This is a genomic window from Pseudomonas sp. MIACH (assembly GCF_001269925.1).
GTDB lineage: Bacteria > Pseudomonadota > Gammaproteobacteria > Pseudomonadales > Pseudomonadaceae > Aquipseudomonas.
In genome coordinates, this window is the sequence record NZ_LHVO01000064.1 from 87,146 (window position 1) to 103,176 (window position 16,031).

The 16,031-nt window shown below is 60.2% G+C and carries 13 protein-coding genes; 11 read left to right on the plus strand and 2 right to left on the minus strand.

Going from position 1 to position 16,031, the window contains the following annotated elements:
* Positions 1-294 precede the first annotated feature (294 nt).
* Together AD670_RS28585 and AD670_RS28590 are read right to left on the minus strand one after the other, a co-directional pair.
* Complete coding sequence (locus AD670_RS28585; RefSeq protein ID WP_024077017.1) at positions 295-1,545, minus strand: ribonucleotide-diphosphate reductase subunit beta; 1,251 nt, start codon at positions 1,543-1,545, stop codon at positions 295-297.
* A gap of 510 nt (positions 1,546-2,055) precedes the next feature.
* Positions 2,056-2,325: a DUF2790 domain-containing protein gene (locus AD670_RS28590; RefSeq protein ID WP_053140035.1), complete on the minus strand. Its 270-nt coding sequence runs from the start codon at positions 2,323-2,325 to the stop codon at positions 2,056-2,058.
* 411 nt (positions 2,326-2,736) lie between these two features.
* Between AD670_RS28590 and acs the strand changes: the two genes are divergently transcribed.
* The 11 genes from acs to astD all read left to right on the plus strand — a co-directional run bounded on the left by acs (position 2,737) and on the right by astD (position 15,891).
* Positions 2,737-4,692: an acetate--CoA ligase gene (acs, locus tag AD670_RS28595; RefSeq protein ID WP_053140037.1), complete on the plus strand. Its 1,956-nt coding sequence runs from the start codon at positions 2,737-2,739 to the stop codon at positions 4,690-4,692.
* Between the two features lie 585 nt (positions 4,693-5,277).
* The gene (locus AD670_RS28600; RefSeq protein ID WP_053140039.1) at positions 5,278-6,063 is read left to right on the plus strand and encodes an ABC transporter substrate-binding protein; all 786 of its coding nucleotides are present in this window, start codon (positions 5,278-5,280) and stop codon (positions 6,061-6,063) included.
* Between the two features lie 91 nt (positions 6,064-6,154).
* Entirely contained in the window at positions 6,155-6,844 is a 690-nt protein-coding gene (locus AD670_RS28605) for an ABC transporter permease (protein ID WP_053140041.1), read from the plus strand.
* On the plus strand, positions 6,841-7,539 hold the full coding sequence (locus tag AD670_RS28610) for an ABC transporter permease (RefSeq protein WP_053140043.1): 699 nt from the start codon (positions 6,841-6,843) through the stop codon (positions 7,537-7,539). Before AD670_RS28605 ends, AD670_RS28610 begins: the two co-directional genes overlap by 4 nt.
* Before the next feature lies 1 nt (position 7,540).
* The gene (locus tag AD670_RS28615) at positions 7,541-8,653 is read left to right on the plus strand and encodes a succinylglutamate desuccinylase/aspartoacylase family protein (RefSeq protein ID WP_053140045.1); all 1,113 of its coding nucleotides are present in this window, start codon (positions 7,541-7,543) and stop codon (positions 8,651-8,653) included.
* A gap of 27 nt (positions 8,654-8,680) precedes the next feature.
* Positions 8,681-9,445, plus strand: coding sequence for an ABC transporter ATP-binding protein (locus tag AD670_RS28620; RefSeq protein WP_053140048.1), 765 nt, complete (start codon positions 8,681-8,683; stop codon positions 9,443-9,445).
* Between the two features lie 216 nt (positions 9,446-9,661).
* On the plus strand, positions 9,662-10,642 hold the full coding sequence (argR, locus tag AD670_RS28625; protein WP_053140049.1) for a transcriptional regulator ArgR: 981 nt from the start codon (positions 9,662-9,664) through the stop codon (positions 10,640-10,642).
* Positions 10,643-10,889: 247 nt separating this feature from the next.
* A complete protein-coding gene (locus AD670_RS28630; protein ID WP_053140051.1) occupies positions 10,890-12,110 on the plus strand; it encodes an aspartate aminotransferase family protein in 1,221 nt (406 codons plus the stop codon).
* Positions 12,111-12,327: 217 nt separating this feature from the next.
* A complete protein-coding gene (aruF, locus tag AD670_RS28635) occupies positions 12,328-13,347 on the plus strand; it encodes an arginine/ornithine succinyltransferase subunit alpha (protein ID WP_003175655.1) in 1,020 nt (339 codons plus the stop codon).
* A 52-nt stretch (positions 13,348-13,399) separates the two neighbouring features.
* Complete coding sequence (gene astA / locus AD670_RS28640) at positions 13,400-14,425, plus strand: arginine N-succinyltransferase (protein ID WP_053140053.1); 1,026 nt, start codon at positions 13,400-13,402, stop codon at positions 14,423-14,425.
* Positions 14,422-15,891 carry a succinylglutamate-semialdehyde dehydrogenase gene (gene astD, locus AD670_RS28645; protein WP_172681535.1) on the plus strand — a complete coding sequence of 490 codons (1,470 nt, stop codon included), beginning with the start codon at positions 14,422-14,424 and terminating at the stop codon, positions 15,889-15,891. The genes astA and astD overlap by 4 nt, the downstream gene beginning before the upstream one ends.
* Positions 15,892-16,031 lie beyond the last annotated feature (140 nt).

Sequence of the window (16,031 nt, forward strand, 5' to 3'; positions counted from 1 at the left end):
TCAGGAGGGCCAGGGCCCAACGTAGAGAGCGGATTCAAGAAACTCCAACAGGCATTGTCCTTAGTGCAGCATCATGTCCCCATGACCAAAGATCAGGCGGATTTCTGCTGTGCAATCAGGGCTAGCGGCTACGTTGGGCGTTTCTTAGGCACCGGCGGACGAGGCTATCAGTATCGAAGTTCGCATCAATCATTTTGTGGATGATCCTTGCGTAAGACAGTTCCTATTCAGATCATGAGCGCATAAAAAAGCCCTGAACAAGTCAGGGCTTCTCAAGGTTGCTTAACTTGGAAATTAATCCCAGCTCAACGCCCCACCCGTCTGATACTCAATAACCCGAGTCTCAAAGAAATTCTTCTCTTTCTTCAAGTCCATAATCTCGCTCATCCAAGGGAACGGGTTAGTCGTCCCCGGATACTCTTCCTTCAAGCCAATCTGCGACAGGCGACGGTTAGCGATGAACTTCAAATAGTCTTCCATCATCGCCGCGTTCATCCCCAGCACGCCACGCGGCATCGTGTCGCGAGCATATTCAATCTCCAGCTGAGTCCCTTGCAGGATCATCTGGGTCGCTTCTTCCTTCATCTCGGCATCCCACAAATGCGGGTTTTCGATTTTGATCTGGTTGATCACGTCGATACCGAAGTTCAGGTGCATCGACTCGTCGCGCAGGATGTACTGGAACTGCTCGGCCACGCCGGTCATTTTGTTGCGGCGGCCCATGGACAGGATCTGGGTGAAGCCGCAGTAGAAGAAGATGCCTTCCAGTACGCAGTAGTAGGCGACCAGGTTGCGCAGCAGTTCCTTGTCGGTGTCGACGGTGCCGGTTTCGAACTTCGGATCGGAGATCGAGCGGGTGTATTTCAGGCCCCAGGCTGCCTTTTTGGCGACCGATGGAATCTCGTGGTACATGTTGAAGATCTCGCCTTCATCCATGGCCAGCGATTCGATGCAGTACTGGTAGGCGTGGGTGTGGATCGCTTCTTCGAAGGCCTGGCGCAGGATGTACTGGCGGCACTCCGGGTTGGTGATCAGGCGGTACACGGCCAGGACCAGGTTGTTGGCGACCAACGAATCCGCCGTGGAGAAGAAGCCGAGGTTGCGCATGACGATGCGGCGTTCGTCGTCGGTCAGGCCTTCGGGGTTTTTCCACAGGGCGATGTCGGCGGTCATGTTGACCTCTTGCGGCATCCAGTGGTTGGCGCAGCCGTCGAGGTATTTCTGCCAGGCCCAGTCGTACTTGAAGGGTACGAGTTGGTTGAGGTCGGCGCGGCAGTTGATCATGCGCTTTTCGTCAACGGCGACGCGGGCGGAGGCGCCTTCAAGTTCGGCGAGGCCTTCGGCGACGTCGAGTTTGTCCAGGGCAGCCTTGGCGCGCACGATGGCGGCGGAGTCACTGGCGGTGACGGCGCGGGCTTCGATGGCGGCGGCGGCGCCGGCACCGTCGAGGCGGTCCATGTTGGCTTCGGTGGCGTGGCCGGCGTTGGCGCCTTTGGTGGCTACTTCGCCGTCTTCTTCTTTGTCGAATTCGTCCCAGCTCAGCATGACGTGTCGTCTCCTGCGTGAGGGCTCAAAGGTGCCCGTGTGAAACCGGATGGTTGGGTGTTCACACGGCCCTCGGGCCGCGGTGGATCTTAAGGAATCGTTTGTTGCAACAGCTCGCGCAGGCAAATAAACGGAATTGGGTAACGGTGCTCTGCTTGAGGCTTGAGGGGCGGAGCGACAGGTGCATGCTCCAGCGCAGGCTCAAGGTCTGGCTCTTCGTCCCTGTGTAAAGGGATATTGCAGGCCCGATTTACCCGCGCATTATAGGGAAAAATTCGGCTTTGTGTTGCGGCGGATGGTCTCGGATCAGAGACAAAAAGGCGGCTATTTGAGCCAGAGTGAGGGTTTGCGGGGGTTTGATGGGGTAGGAAATTTTTGACGGGCGGTGGGCTATTTATTGTGGGGAAGAGGGGAGGGCTTTTTGAGGGCGGGAAGGGAGGACCGGTTCTTTGCCGCAAGAACGATTTCTTGCGGCGAATAAGATCCGGGTCTGTCTAACTAACGAAGTTATTATCCGTTAGAGCAACCATTACCCATGACATGGTAATTAAGGATATGACGCTGACCTTGGGAGTCTTCATATTCCATCTTTACCGGTACAACTTCGCAGACTTCCGGGATATTGCTCATGGACAATACTTTGGCGACGTCCAGTTTGGTGCTGTAGGTGTAATCTTCAACAATCGGGGCGTTGTGGCCGGCCAGCTCGGTCGGGGCCTCGTCGGCCAGGGCGGCGGTGGCGCACAAGCTGCTGAGGGCCATAACTACGAGAGCTTTCATTTCTTTACTTACCTTCTTCAGGGCGAAAGGGGTCACGGGGCCCTTGTGAGGCCACGTGTGTAACTTAGGGTTGGTTAGTGCGGATTAACGTGCCTTCGTGGGGGCTGTTACGTTGTTAATCACTGCTGTGTTAATCAATGTGCCTTGGTTGGCGGAAGTAATTCTAGGCCTGCGGGTTATATTCATATACCCGTACTTTTGATAAAGACTATTGGCGGTTTTTGTAACAATCGCCTGGTAAAGGTTTTTTCACACAGCCGCAAAGCCCCGCAGGCTGCGGGCCAGAGCGGCAAAGGGGGATAGCAGGGCATTTTGTAGGGTCTTGTTACTACCATCGTCGAATGGTTCTATAGGCCCACCCCGGCTACAACTGGGCCATACAACAACAACTATGTCACCGAGGTAAGAAAGATGAGTGCGGCTTCCCTGTACCCCGTTCGCCCCGAAGTAGCAGCCAACACGCTGACCGACGAGGCGACCTACAAGGCCATGTACCAGCAGTCGGTGGTCAACCCCGATGGCTTCTGGCGCGAGCAAGCCAAGCGCCTTGACTGGGTCAAGCCTTTCACCGCGGTGAAGCAGACCTCTTTCGACGATCACCATGTCGACATCAAGTGGTTCGCCGATGGCACCCTGAACGTTTCCTACAACTGCCTGGACCGTCACCTCGCCGAGCGCGGCGACCAGGCGGCGATCATCTGGGAGGGCGATGACCCGGCCGAGAGCCGCACCATCACCTACCGCGAGTTGCACGAAGAAGTCTGCAAGTTCGCCAACGCCCTGCGCGGCCAGGATGTGCACCGCGGCGACGTGGTGACTATCTATATGCCGATGATCCCCGAAGCCGTGGTCGCCATGCTGGCGTGTACCCGCATCGGTGCGATCCATTCCGTGGTGTTCGGCGGCTTCTCGCCGGAGGCCCTGGCCGGTCGCATCATCGACTGTAAGTCGAAGGTGGTGATCACTGCCGATGAAGGCATTCGCGCGGGTAAGAAAATTCCGCTGAAAGCCAACGTCGACGACGCGCTGACCAACCCGGAAACCAGCAGTATCCAGAAGGTCATCGTGTGCAAGCGCACCAATGGTTCGATCAAGTGGAACCAGCATCGCGACATCTGGTACGAAGACCTGATGAAAGTGGCGGGCACCGTGTGTGCGCCAAAAGAGATGGGCGCCGAAGAAGCGCTGTTCATCCTCTACACCTCCGGCTCTACCGGCAAGCCTAAAGGCGTGCAGCACACCACCGGCGGCTACCTGTTGTATGCGGCCCTGACCCACGAGCGCGTATTCGACTACCGCCCGGGCGAAATCTACTGGTGCACCGCCGACGTCGGCTGGGTCACCGGCCATACCTATATTGTCTACGGCCCGCTGGCCAATGGCGCGACCACCTTGCTGTTCGAAGGCGTGCCGAACTATCCGGACATCACCCGGGTGGGCAAGATCGTCGACAAGCACAAGGTCAATATCCTCTACACAGCCCCGACCGCGATCCGCGCGATGATGGCTTCCGGCACCGCTGCCTGCGAAGGCGTCGATGGCAGCAGCCTGCGCCTGTTGGGGTCGGTGGGTGAGCCGATCAACCCGGAAGCGTGGGACTGGTACTACAAGAACGTCGGCCAATCCCGTTGCCCGATCGTCGACACCTGGTGGCAGACCGAAACCGGCGCCACCCTGATGAGCCCGCTGCCGGGCGCCCATGCGCTCAAACCGGGTTCTGCCGCACGGCCGTTCTTCGGTGTGGTGCCTGCGCTGGTGGACAATCTGGGCAACATCATCGAAGGCGCCGCCGAAGGCAACCTGGTGATTCTCGACTCGTGGCCAGGCCAGGCCCGTACCCTGTACGGCGACCATGACCGGTTTGTCGACACGTACTTCAAGACCTTCCGTGGCATGTACTTCACCGGTGACGGCGCGCGTCGCGATGAAGACGGCTACTGGTGGATCACCGGCCGTGTGGATGACGTGTTGAACGTATCCGGCCACCGCATGGGCACCGCCGAGATCGAAAGCGCCATGGTTGCCCACCCTAAAGTCGCCGAAGCGGCGGTGGTGGGTGTGCCGCACGACATCAAGGGCCAGGGCATCTATGTGTACGTGACCCTGAAGAATGGCGAAGAACCCACCGAAGCCCTGCGCCTGGAGCTGAAGAACTGGGTGCGCAAGGAAATCGGGCCGATTGCCTCGCCGGACGTGATCCAGTGGGCACCTGGCTTGCCGAAGACGCGCTCGGGGAAAATCATGCGTCGCATCCTGCGCAAGATTGCCACGGCCGAGTACGACGGCTTGGGCGATATTTCCACCCTGGCGGACCCAGGGGTAGTGGCGCATTTGATTGAGACACACAAGACCATGAACGTCGCGTAAGGCGGGCTGGTCAGACAAAGCCCCATTCGGTGTGAGCCGAGTGGGGCTTTTTTGTGAGTGAAATCGGTGGAGATCCAATGTGGGTATGGGGGAGGAGCTGACAGATCCGCATGACCACCAGTCAAATAAATATCGGTTTTTTGCGTAGGAGGTTTCTGAATGTTACCGAGTGGCACAAATGTGTAACCTCTCGCCCAAACATGAGGCAAAGGGCTACGCTTATGCCCCGAAAAACCGCGCTTTAGACACCCCCGGAAATAAGATTAAACGCCACACTTGCCGTCCCAGAAGGGTTTGCGAATAATAGGCCCGCAATTTGCAGCGTCTACAGGTTTAATGTCTTTTGCCTCTGCATAAAAACCAGAGGCTGTCAATGTGCTGGAACCGCTTTCTCAGTGCTTCTGTAAATTGTTGTCGCATTGAGGAAATATCGGCTTCCGGCCTGTCGTTAGAATGCCGATCACTCGCTCGTCGTCTCCAGTGTTGAATTGGTGTAGGACGCAGCACCGCTATTCGGTTTCACTCAGTCGCATCGTGGGCCATGGCTCATACTGCTGTTTTGCCCTATACCGATGGAGTCCCAAGATGAAGAAACTCGTGCTGTTGGGCGCCCTGGCGCTGTCCGTGCTGTCCATGCAGGCTTTCGCTGAAGGCAAGCCTCTGAAAATTGGTATCGAAGCGGCTTACCCTCCGTTTGCCTCGAAGGCGCCGGATGGCAGCATCGTCGGGTTTGACTACGACATCGGCAACGCCCTGTGCGAAGAGATGAAGGTCAAGTGCACCTGGGTCGAGCAAGAGTTCGACGGCCTGATCCCGGCTTTGAAAGTGCGCAAGATCGACGCGATCCTGTCGTCCATGTCCATTACCGAAGATCGCAAGAAGTCCGTGGACTTCACCAACCGCTACTACCTGACCCCGGCGCGCCTGGTGTTGAAGGAAGGCACTGCGGTCAGCGACAGCCTGGATGAACTCAAAGGCAAGAAGATCGGCGTGCAGCGTGGTTCGATCCACGACCGTTTCGCCAAGGAAGTCCTCGCACCTAAAGGCGCCACCATTGTTCCTTATGGCTCGCAGAACGAAATCTACCTCGACGTGGAAGCGGGTCGCCTCGACGGCACCGTGGCCGACGCCACCCTGTTGCAGGAAGGTTTCCTCGATACGCCAGCCGGTAAAGGCTATGCGTTCACCGGCCCGGCGTTCACCGACGCCAAGTACTTCGGCGACGGCATAGGCATCGCCGTGCGCAAAGGCGATAAGGAAAACCTGGACCGTATCAACGCTGCCATCGCCGCGATCCGTGCCAATGGCAAGTACAAAGAAATCGAGAAAAAGTACTTCAACTTCGATATTTACGGCCCTGAAGCCAAGTAAATCGTCCTAGCTGACTGTTCGAAATGGCGCAAGCAACAGAATTCCTGCGGTTTGCGCCATTTTTTCATCCCCCTTTTCGAGGACCTGAATCATGTTGAAAGGCTACGGGGCCGTCATCCTCGATGGCGCATGGTTGACGCTTCAGCTCGCCTTGTCGTCCATGGCCTTGGCCATTGTTCTGGGTCTGATCGGGGTCGCGTTACGCCTGTCGCCGGTGCGCTGGTTGGCCTGGCTGGGTGACTTGTACTCTACGGTGATCCGCGGGATCCCCGACCTGGTGCTGATCCTGCTGATTTTCTACGGTGGTCAGGACCTGCTTAACCGCGTCGCGCCGATGCTCGGCTATGACGACTATATCGACTTGAACCCCTTGGCCGCCGGTATCGGTACCCTGGGTTTCATCTTTGGCGCCTACCTGTCGGAAACCTTCCGTGGCGCCTTCATGGCCATCCCCAAGGGCCAGTCCGAAGCCGGCCTTGCGTATGGCATGAGCAGCTTCCAGGTGTTTTTCCGGGTGATGGTGCCGCAGATGATCCGGCTGGCGATCCCCGGGTTTACCAACAACTGGCTGGTACTCACCAAGGCCACCGCGCTGATCTCGGTGGTGGGCCTGCAAGACATGATGTTCAAGGCCAAGCAGGCGGCTGATGCCACCCGCGAACCTTTTACCTTCTTCCTCGCAGTGGCGGCGATGTACCTGGTGATCACCAGCGTGTCGTTGCTGGCCCTGCGTCATCTTGAGAAGCGCTACTCGGTAGGCGTAAGGGCGGCTGATCTATGATCTTCGACTACAACGTCATCTGGGAGGCCATGCCGCTGTACCTTGGCGGCCTGCTGACCACCCTGAAATTGCTCGCCATCTCGCTGTTCTTCGGCCTGCTCGCCGCCTTGCCCCTGGGCTTGATGCGTGTGTCCAAGCAACCGGTCGTGAACGGTGTGGCCTGGCTCTACACCTACGTGATCCGCGGCACGCCGATGCTGGTGCAGCTGTTCCTGATCTACTACGGCCTGGCGCAATTCGAAGCGGTGCGCGAGAGCTTCCTGTGGCCGCTGCTGTCCAGCGCGACCTTCTGCGCGTGCCTGGCCTTTGCGATCAACACCAGCGCCTACACCGCCGAGATCATTGCCGGTAGCCTCAAGGCCACCCCCAATGGCGAGATCGAAGCGGCCAAGGCCATGGGCATGTCGCGCTACAAGCTGTACCGCCGCATCCTGCTGCCGTCGGCCCTGCGCCGCGCGCTGCCGCAGTACAGCAACGAAGTGATCATGATGCTGCAGACCACCAGCCTTGCGTCCATCGTCACCCTGATCGACATCACCGGTGCCGCGCGCACGGTGAACGCGCAGTTCTACCTGCCGTTCGAAGCCTACATCACCGCCGGCGTGTTCTACCTGTGCCTGACCTTTATCCTGGTGCGCCTGTTCAAGTTGGCCGAGCGCCGCTGGCTGAGCTACCTGGCTCCACGGAAGCACTGATATGGAACGTATCGATCACCTGTTGCCCTGGGGCCACCTGGGCTGCGAGCGCCAGCTGAGCGTGTTCCGTTTCGGCAGCGGCGAGCGCAAGGCCTATATCCAGGCCAGCCTGCACGCTGATGAATTGCCCGGTATGCGCGCCGCATGGGAGCTGAAAAAACGCCTCGCCGAACTTGAAGCGCAAGGTGCCCTCAACGGCGTGATCGAGTTGGTGCCGGTGGCCAACCCGATGGGCCTGGGCCAGTTGCTGCAAGGCAGCCACCAGGGCCGTTTCGAGGTGGGCAGCGGCAAGAATTTCAACCGCGATTTCGTTGAGTTGAGCGAGCCGGTGGCCGAGTTGCTCACTGGCAAGCTGGGGGATGACCCTCACGCCAACGTGCGCATGATTCGCCAGGCGATGGCCGATGCGCTCAACGCATTGCCCGAGCCGAGCAGTCAGTTGCAAGGCATGCAGCGCCTGTTGCTGAGCCATGCGTGCACGGCCGACATCGTCCTTGACCTGCACTGCGACGCCGAAGCCGCGCTGCACATGTACGCGCTGCCCCAGCACTGGCCGCAGTGGCGTTCGTTGTCGGCGCACTTGAATGTGAAAGTCGGTTTGCTTGCGGAAGATTCCGGTGGCAGCTCGTTTGATGAGGCTTGCTCGTTGCCGTGGCTGCGTCTGTCCCGGACCTTCCCCGACGCGCAGATCCCGCTGGCCTGCCTGGCGACGACCCTGGAGTTGGGCGGTCAAGCGGACACCGGCCGTGACGAAGCGATTTTCCACGCCGAAGGCATTCTCGCGTTTCTCGCCGAACAAGGCCTGATCAAGGGCGAATGGCCGGCGCCGCAACACGAACCGTGCGAAGGCGTGCCTTTCGAAGGCACCGAATTGCTGTTCGCGCCGCACGCCGGGGTGATCAGTTACCTGCGTAAAGCCGGGGACTGGATCGAGAAGGGCGAGCCGATTTTTGAAGTGATTGATCCCCTGGAAGACCGCGTAAGCACGATGTGCGCGGGCACCTCGGGGGTGTTGTTTGCCGTTGAACGGCTACGTTATGCCCAAGCGGGTTTCTGGCTGGCCAAGGTGGCGGGGCGCGAAGCGCTGCGTCACGGGCGCTTGCTCAACGACTGACCACCTGTTTTTGTGAGAATCGACCGCATGTACAAACTTGAAGTCCAAGACCTGCATAAACGCTATGGCAGTCATGAAGTGCTCAAAGGTGTGTCCCTGGCCGCCGCGGCCGGTGATGTGATCAGCATCATCGGCTCCAGTGGTTCGGGCAAAAGTACTTTTTTGCGCTGCATCAACCTGCTGGAGCAACCCCACGCCGGCAAGATCCTGCTCAATAACGAAGAGCTGAAACTGGTGGCCAGCAAGGACGGCGCCATGAAGGCCGCCGACCCGAAACAGCTGCAACGCATGCGCTCGCGCCTGTCGATGGTGTTCCAGCATTTCAACCTGTGGTCGCATATGACTGCGCTGGAAAACGTGATGGAAGCGCCGGTGCACGTGCTGGGCATGTCGAAAAAAGACGCCCGTGAAAAGGCCGAGCACTACCTGGCCAAAGTCGGTGTGGGCCATCGTAAGGATGCGTTCCCTGGCCATATGTCCGGTGGCGAGCAGCAGCGCGTGGCGATTGCTCGTGCCCTGGCGATGGAACCGGAGGTGATGCTGTTCGACGAACCCACCTCCGCGCTGGACCCGGAGCTGGTCGGCGAAGTGCTCAAGGTCATGCAGGACCTGGCCCAGGAAGGCCGCACCATGGTGGTGGTGACCCACGAAATGGGCTTTGCCCGTGAAGTGTCGAACCAGCTGGTGTTCTTGCACAAAGGCATCGTCGAAGAGCGTGGCAACCCGCGGGAAGTGCTGGTCAACCCGCAGTCCGAGCGCTTGCAGCAGTTCCTGTCCGGCAGCTTGAAATAATCAAGGCCGCTGCTCCCCCCTGTAGGAGCGAGCTTGCTCGCGAAGATCGTCAACGATAACGCGGGAAGCCTGATACCCCTGGTGTTCTCAGGTTTTTCGCGAGCAAGCTCGCTCCTACAGGCAAGCAGGTCTTCATCGTTTTTAAGCTTTGTGTTGGTTTACGGGCTAGCATTGGCCTTTGTCTTCATTACTGTTACTCGCTTCGGATAGCACTCCATGACCGCCCACAAAATTGGTTTCCTGATTTGGCCCAGCACAAAAGCACTCACGCTTGCGCTGGCTGAGGAGGCCTTGCGCGTTGCTCAGCGGGTGCATCCGGACGTGGTCTACGAGCTGTCGTTCCTGCTCGCAGAGCCGGCCACCGAAGGCGCCTGGCAACTGCCGGGCGAACCGTGGGCGGGCAAGCTGGAAGGTTTGCAGAAATTGTTCCTGCTGGCGGATGAGCCGCCCACCGTTATCGCCTCCCAACTGAGCACCGCCCTCAAGCAACTGGTGCGCGCCGGGTGTGTGATCGGTGGTTTGTCGGCTGGTGTGTACCCGTTGGCCCAGCTCGGCCTGCTCGACGGCTACCGCGCCGCCGTGCACTGGCGCTGGCAGGATGATTTTGCCGAGCGTTTCCCCAAGGTGATCGCCACCAGCCATCTGTTCGACTGGGACCGGGATCGCCTGACCGCCTGCGGCGGCATGTCGGTACTCGACCTGCTGCTGGCGGTGCTGGCCCGTGACCACGGTGCCGAACTGGCCGGTGCGGTGTCGGAAGAACTGGTGGTGGAGCGCATCCGCGAAGGCGGCGAGCGCCAGCGCATCCCGCTGCAAAACCGCCTGGGCTCCAGCCATCCGAAGCTGACCCAGGCCGTGCTGTTGATGGAAGCCAATATCGAAGAGCCGCTGACCACCGACGAAATCGCCCAGCACGTGTGTGTATCGCGACGACAACTGGAGCGGATCTTCAAGCAATACCTCAACCGCGTTCCCAGCCAGTACTACCTGGAACTGCGCCTGAACAAGGCCCGCCAGATGCTGATGCAAACCAGCAAGTCGATCATCCAGATCGGCCTGTCCTGCGGTTTCTCCTCGGGGCCGCACTTCTCCAGCGCCTACCGCAACTTCTTTGGCGCCACCCCGCGTGAAGACCGCAACCAGCGGCGCAGCAGCAGCCCGTTCGAACTCTCGTCGGTGCCGTCCGAACGCGGTTGAGGTGTGCACGCTCGACGTGATGTGTCGCACCCATTGAGCCACTGCTCTGCAGACTGCCGAAAACCCCAGTATCCGTTTAAACTGCGCCATTGCGACGCTATTTGTCGCATTGGCGTAAACCCGCGTAAAACGGGGGTTGGCGCTATAAGAAGTTGTCGCTTGGCGGCAAGGCCGCGCTGAAAACTGTCCTTACAATCCCTGCATCGCCCGCCAGTTTCAGGCAGGCGTTCCTCTTCAGGAGACTCCGATGTCCGTTGAGCAAGCCCCGGTGCAACGTGCCGATTTCGACCAAGTCATGGTTCCCAACTATGCACCTGCCGCCTTCATTCCCGTGCGTGGCGCAGGTTCGCGCGTGTGGGATCAGGCGGGTCGTGAGCTGATCGATTTTGCCGGCGGCATCGCGGTCAACGTATTGGGCCACGCCCACCCGGCGCTGGTCGGTGCACTGACCGAACAGGCCAACAAGCTGTGGCACGTCTCCAACGTCTTCACTAATGAGCCGGCCCTGCGCCTGGCCCATAAGCTGATCGACGCCACGTTTGCCGAGCGCGTGTTCTTCTGCAACTCCGGCGCCGAAGCCAACGAGGCCGCGTTCAAGCTGGCCCGTCGCGTGGCGTTCGACCGTTTCGGTACCGAGAAGTACGAGATCATTGCCGCGCTGAACAGCTTCCACGGCCGTACCCTGTTCACCGTTAACGTCGGTGGCCAGTCCAAATACTCCGATGGTTTCGGGCCTAAGATCACCGGCATCACCCACGTTCCCTACAACGACCTGGAAGCGCTGAAAGCCGCCGTGTCGGACAAGACCTGCGCCGTGGTGCTGGAACCGATCCAGGGCGAAGGCGGCGTACTGCCGGCCGAACTGGCTTACCTGCAAGGTGCCCGCGAACTCTGTGACGCCAACAATGCGCTGCTGGTGTTCGACGAAGTGCAGACCGGCATGGGCCGCAGCGGCCACCTGTTTGCCTACCAGCACTACGGCGTGGTGCCCGACATCCTCACCAGCGCCAAGAGCCTGGGCGGCGGTTTCCCGATCGCGGCGATGCTCACCCGTGAAGACCTGGCCAAGCACCTGGTGGTCGGCACCCACGGCACCACCTACGGCGGTAACCCGCTGGCGTGTGCGGTGGCCGAAGCGGTCATCGACGTGATCAACACCCCTGAGGTGCTGGCCGGCGTCAACGCCAAGCACGACCTGTTCAAGGCGCGCCTGGAGCAGATCGGCAAGCAATACGGCATCTTCACCGAAGTGCGCGGCATGGGCCTGTTGATCGGTTGCGTATTGAGCGATGCGTTCAAAGGCAAGGCCAAGGACGTGTTCAACGCGGCCGAGAAAGAAAACCTGATGATCCTGCAAGCCGGCCCGGACGTGGTGCGTTTTGCCCCGAGCCTGGTGGTGGAAGACGCGGACATCAACGAAGGCCTGGATCGCTTCGAGCGTGCGGTAAAAACGTTGACCCAAGCCTGATAGCGACACCTTCTGCCGGCTGGACTGGGTCAAAAATGTGGGAGGGGGCTTGCCCCCGATAGCAATCTGTCAGTTGATGCATCTGGTGACTGATACACCGCTATCGGGGGCAAGCCCCCTCCCACACTGGAATATGCCCCACATGAAAAGATATGTGGTGTTCCTGACCTGTTCGGTATTTTTTTTCCTGTGAGTTCTAGAGTTAAGGAGTGACACCATGCTGGTGATGCGCCCCGCGCAAATGGCTGATCTGGGCGAGGTACAGCGTCTGGCTGCGGACAGCCCGATTGGTGTCACCTCCTTGCCGGATGATGTGGAACGCCTGAGCGACAAGATCGCCGCCAGCGAAGCGTCCTTCGCGGCCGAGGTGAGTTTCAACGGCGAAGAAAGCTATTTCTTCGTGCTCGAAGACACCGAGACCGGCAAGCTCGCGGGCTGCTCGGCCATCGTTGCCTCGGCCGGTTACTCGGAGCCTTTCTACAGTTTTCGTAACGAGACCTTCGTGCACGCCTCCCGCGAGCTGAAGATCCACAACAAGATTCACGTGCTTTCCCAGTGCCACGACCTCACCGGCAACAGCCTGCTCACTAGCTTCTACGTGGTGCCGGAGCTGGTCGGTTCTCCGTGGTCGGAACTCAATTCCCGTGGCCGCCTGCTGTTCGTCGCCAGCCACCCCGAGCGCTTTGCCGACTCGGTGGTGACCGAGATTGTCGGCTACAGCGACGAGAACGGCGATTCGCCGTTCTGGGACGCCATCGGCCGCAACTTCTTCGACCTCAACTACGCCGCCGCCGAGCGCCTGTGCGGGCTGAAAAGCCGGACGTTCCTCGCCGAGCTGATGCCGCATTACCCGATCTACGTGCCGCTGCTGCCTGACGAAGCCCAGGAAGCCATGGGCCAGGTGCACCCGCGTGCCCAGATCACCTTCGACATCCTGATGCGCGAAGGCTTCGAGACTGACCACTACATCGACATCTTCGACGGCGGCCCAACGCTGCACGCACGGGTCTCGGGCATTCGCTCGATCGCCCAGAGCCGCGTGGTGCCGGTGAAGATCGGCGAGATGGTCAAGGGTGTCGGCCGCCAGTACCTGGTGAGCAACGCGCAGCTGCAGGATTACCGCGCGGTGATGCTGGAGCTGGACTACGCGCCCGGCAAGCCAGTGACCCTGGACCTGGCAGCGGCCGAGGCGCTGGGCGTTGGCGAAGGTGCCAGCGTCCGACTGGTTGCGGTTTAAACACAGAGTTTCGCGGGTGGCTGCCAAACAGCGGCCCGTCTGAGGAGATAGCATGATCGTTCGTCCCGTACGCAGCAGCGATTTACCGGCCCTGATTGATCTGGCGCGCAGCACCGGCACCGGCCTCACCACGTTGCCGGCCAACGAAGAGCGCCTGACCCACCGGGTTGGCTGGGCCGAAAAAACCTTTCGCGGCGACGCCGGGCGTGGGGATGCCGACTACCTGTTCGTGCTGGAAAACGACGAAGGCCGCGTGGTGGGGATTTCCGCTATCGCCGGTGCCGTCGGCCTGCGCGAGCCCTGGTACAACTTCCGGGTCGGCCTGACGGTCAGCGCCTCCCAGGAACTGAATATCTACCGTGAGATTCCGACGCTGTTCTTGGCCAACGACCTCACCGGCAATTCCGAGCTGTGCTCGTTGTTCCTGCATGCCGATTACCGCAACGGCCTCAACGGCCGCATGTTGGCCAAGGCGCGCCTGCTGTTTATCGCCGAGTTCCCGCAGTTGTTCGGCAACAAGATCATCGCCGAGATGCGTGGCGTGTCCAACGACGCCGGGCGTTCGCCGTTCTGGGAAAGCCTGGGCCGGCACTTCTTCAAGATGGAGTTCAGCCAGGCCGACTACCTCACCGGCGTGGGCAACAAGGCGTTTATCGCTGAGCTGATGCCCAAGTTTCCGTTGTACAGCTGCTTCCTTTCCGAAGACGCGCGCAATGTGATCGGCAAGGTCCACCCGGACACCGAGCCGGCGCTGAGCATGCTCAAGAGCGAAGGCTTCAGCTACCAGGGCTACGTCGATATTTTCGACGCCGGCCCGGCAGTGGAGTGCGAGACCGCCAAGATCCGTGCGGTGCGCGACAGCCAATCGTTGGTGTTGGCCATCGGCACACCGGGGGACGACGCCACGCCGTTCCTGATCCATAACCGCAAACGCGAAGATTGCCGCATCACCGCCGCACCGGCACGCCTGGCGGCAGGCACGCTGGTGGTCGATCTGCAAACCGCCAAGCGTCTGCAACTGGTGGTGGGTGATCAAGTGCGTGCCGTACCGTTGTCTGCTGCTCGGGAGTCGAAATAATGAATTCGCTGTATATCGCAGGTAGCTGGCTGGCTGGCCAGGGTGAACTGTTTGAATCGCGTAACCCGGTGACCCAGCAGGTGCTGTGGGCTGGTAATAGCGCGACGGTCGAGCAGGTCGAGTCGGCCGTGCAGGCCGCGCGCCAGGCGTTCCCGGCCTGGGCGCGGCGCCCGCTGGAAGAGCGCATCGGCGTGCTGGAAGCCTTCGCCGCAAGCCTGAAAAACCGCGCCGATGAAATTGCCCGCTGCATCGGTGAAGAGACCGGCAAGCCGCTGTGGGAGTCGGCCACCGAAGTCACCAGCATGGCCAACAAGATCGCAATCTCGGTGCAAAGCTACCGCGAGCGTACCGGCGAGAAGAGCGGCCCACTGGGCGACGCCACCGCCGTATTGCGCCACAAGCCCCACGGCGTGGTCGCGGTGTTTGGTCCTTACAACTTCCCGGGTCACCTGCCCAACGGGCATATCGTTCCGGCGTTGCTGGCGGGTAACACCGTACTGTTCAAACCCAGCGAGCTGACCCCGAAAGTCGCCGAGCTGACCGTGCAGTGCTGGATCGAAGCCGGTTTGCCGGCGGGCGTGTTGAACCTGTTGCAAGGCGCGCGGGAGACCGGCATTGCGTTGGCGGCCAACCCAGGCATCGACGGTTTGTTCTTCACCGGCTCGAGCCGCACCGGCAATCATCTGCACCAGCAGTTCTCCGGGCGCCCGGACAAGATCCTGGCCCTGGAAATGGGCGGCAACAACCCGCTGGTGGTGGACGAAGTGGCCGACGTGGATGCGGCGGTCTACACCATCATCCAATCGGCGTTTATTTCCGCGGGTCAGCGTTGTACCTGTGCCCGTCGCCTGCTGGTGCCGGAAGGCGCCTGGGGCGATGCGCTGCTGGCGCGGCTGGTGGCGGTGAGTGCGACGATTGAAGTCGGTGCGTTCGACCAGCAACCGCCGCCGTTCATGGGCTCGGTGATTTCCCTCGGCGCGGCGAAAGCCTTGATGCAGGCTCAGGAATTGATGTTGGCCAATGGCGCTGTGGCGCTGTTGGAGATGACCCAGCCACAGGATCAGGCCGCGTTGCTGACCCCAGGCATCATTGACGTGACCGGCGTGACCGAGCGCGAAGACGAAGAACTGTTCGGCCCGCTGTTGCAGGTGATCCGCTACGCTGATTTCGCGGCGGCGATTACCGAAGCCAACAACACCCAGTACGGCCTGGCCGCGGGTTTGTTGTCCGATTCCGAAGCGCGTTACCAGCAGTTCTGGCTGGAAAGCCGTGCCGGCATCGTCAACTGGAACAAACAGCTGACCGGCGCCGCCAGCACTGCGCCGTTCGGTGGGGTAGGGGCCTCGGGCAACCATCGCGCCAGTGCGTATTACGCGGCGGATTATTGTGCGTACCCGGTGGCGTCGCTGGAAACGCCAAGCCTGGTGGTCCCGGCCACGCTAAGCCCCGGCATTACGCTGATCTAAATGTGGGAGGGGGCTTGCTCCCGATGGCGGTGTGTCAGTCACCTGATTGATCAACTGACAGACTGCTATCGGGAGCAAGCCCCCTCCCACACTGGATTTGTGGTGTGTTGAAGACTTTTGAAGCCTATAAAAACAGATGT

Excerpts from the sequence above, each read along its gene's own strand:
- aruF (WP_003175655.1), top strand. The coding sequence starts at position 12,328 with ATGCTGGTGATGCGCCCCGCGCAAATGGCTGATCTGGGCGAGGTACAG.
- AD670_RS28630 (WP_053140051.1), top strand. The coding sequence starts at position 10,890 with ATGTCCGTTGAGCAAGCCCCGGTGCAACGTGCCGATTTCGACCAAGTC.
- argR (WP_053140049.1), top strand. The coding sequence starts at position 9,662 with ATGACCGCCCACAAAATTGGTTTCCTGATTTGGCCCAGCACAAAAGCA.
- acs (WP_053140037.1), top strand. The coding sequence starts at position 2,737 with ATGAGTGCGGCTTCCCTGTACCCCGTTCGCCCCGAAGTAGCAGCCAAC.
- astA (WP_053140053.1), top strand. The coding sequence starts at position 13,400 with ATGATCGTTCGTCCCGTACGCAGCAGCGATTTACCGGCCCTGATTGAT.
- AD670_RS28615 (WP_053140045.1), top strand. The coding sequence starts at position 7,541 with ATGGAACGTATCGATCACCTGTTGCCCTGGGGCCACCTGGGCTGCGAG.
- AD670_RS28620 (WP_053140048.1), top strand. The coding sequence starts at position 8,681 with ATGTACAAACTTGAAGTCCAAGACCTGCATAAACGCTATGGCAGTCAT.
- AD670_RS28590 (WP_053140035.1), bottom strand. The coding sequence starts at position 2,325 with ATGAAAGCTCTCGTAGTTATGGCCCTCAGCAGCTTGTGCGCCACCGCC.
- AD670_RS28600 (WP_053140039.1), top strand. The coding sequence starts at position 5,278 with ATGAAGAAACTCGTGCTGTTGGGCGCCCTGGCGCTGTCCGTGCTGTCC.
- AD670_RS28610 (WP_053140043.1), top strand. The coding sequence starts at position 6,841 with ATGATCTTCGACTACAACGTCATCTGGGAGGCCATGCCGCTGTACCTT.
- AD670_RS28605 (WP_053140041.1), top strand. The coding sequence starts at position 6,155 with ATGTTGAAAGGCTACGGGGCCGTCATCCTCGATGGCGCATGGTTGACG.
- AD670_RS28585 (WP_024077017.1), bottom strand. The coding sequence starts at position 1,545 with ATGCTGAGCTGGGACGAATTCGACAAAGAAGAAGACGGCGAAGTAGCC.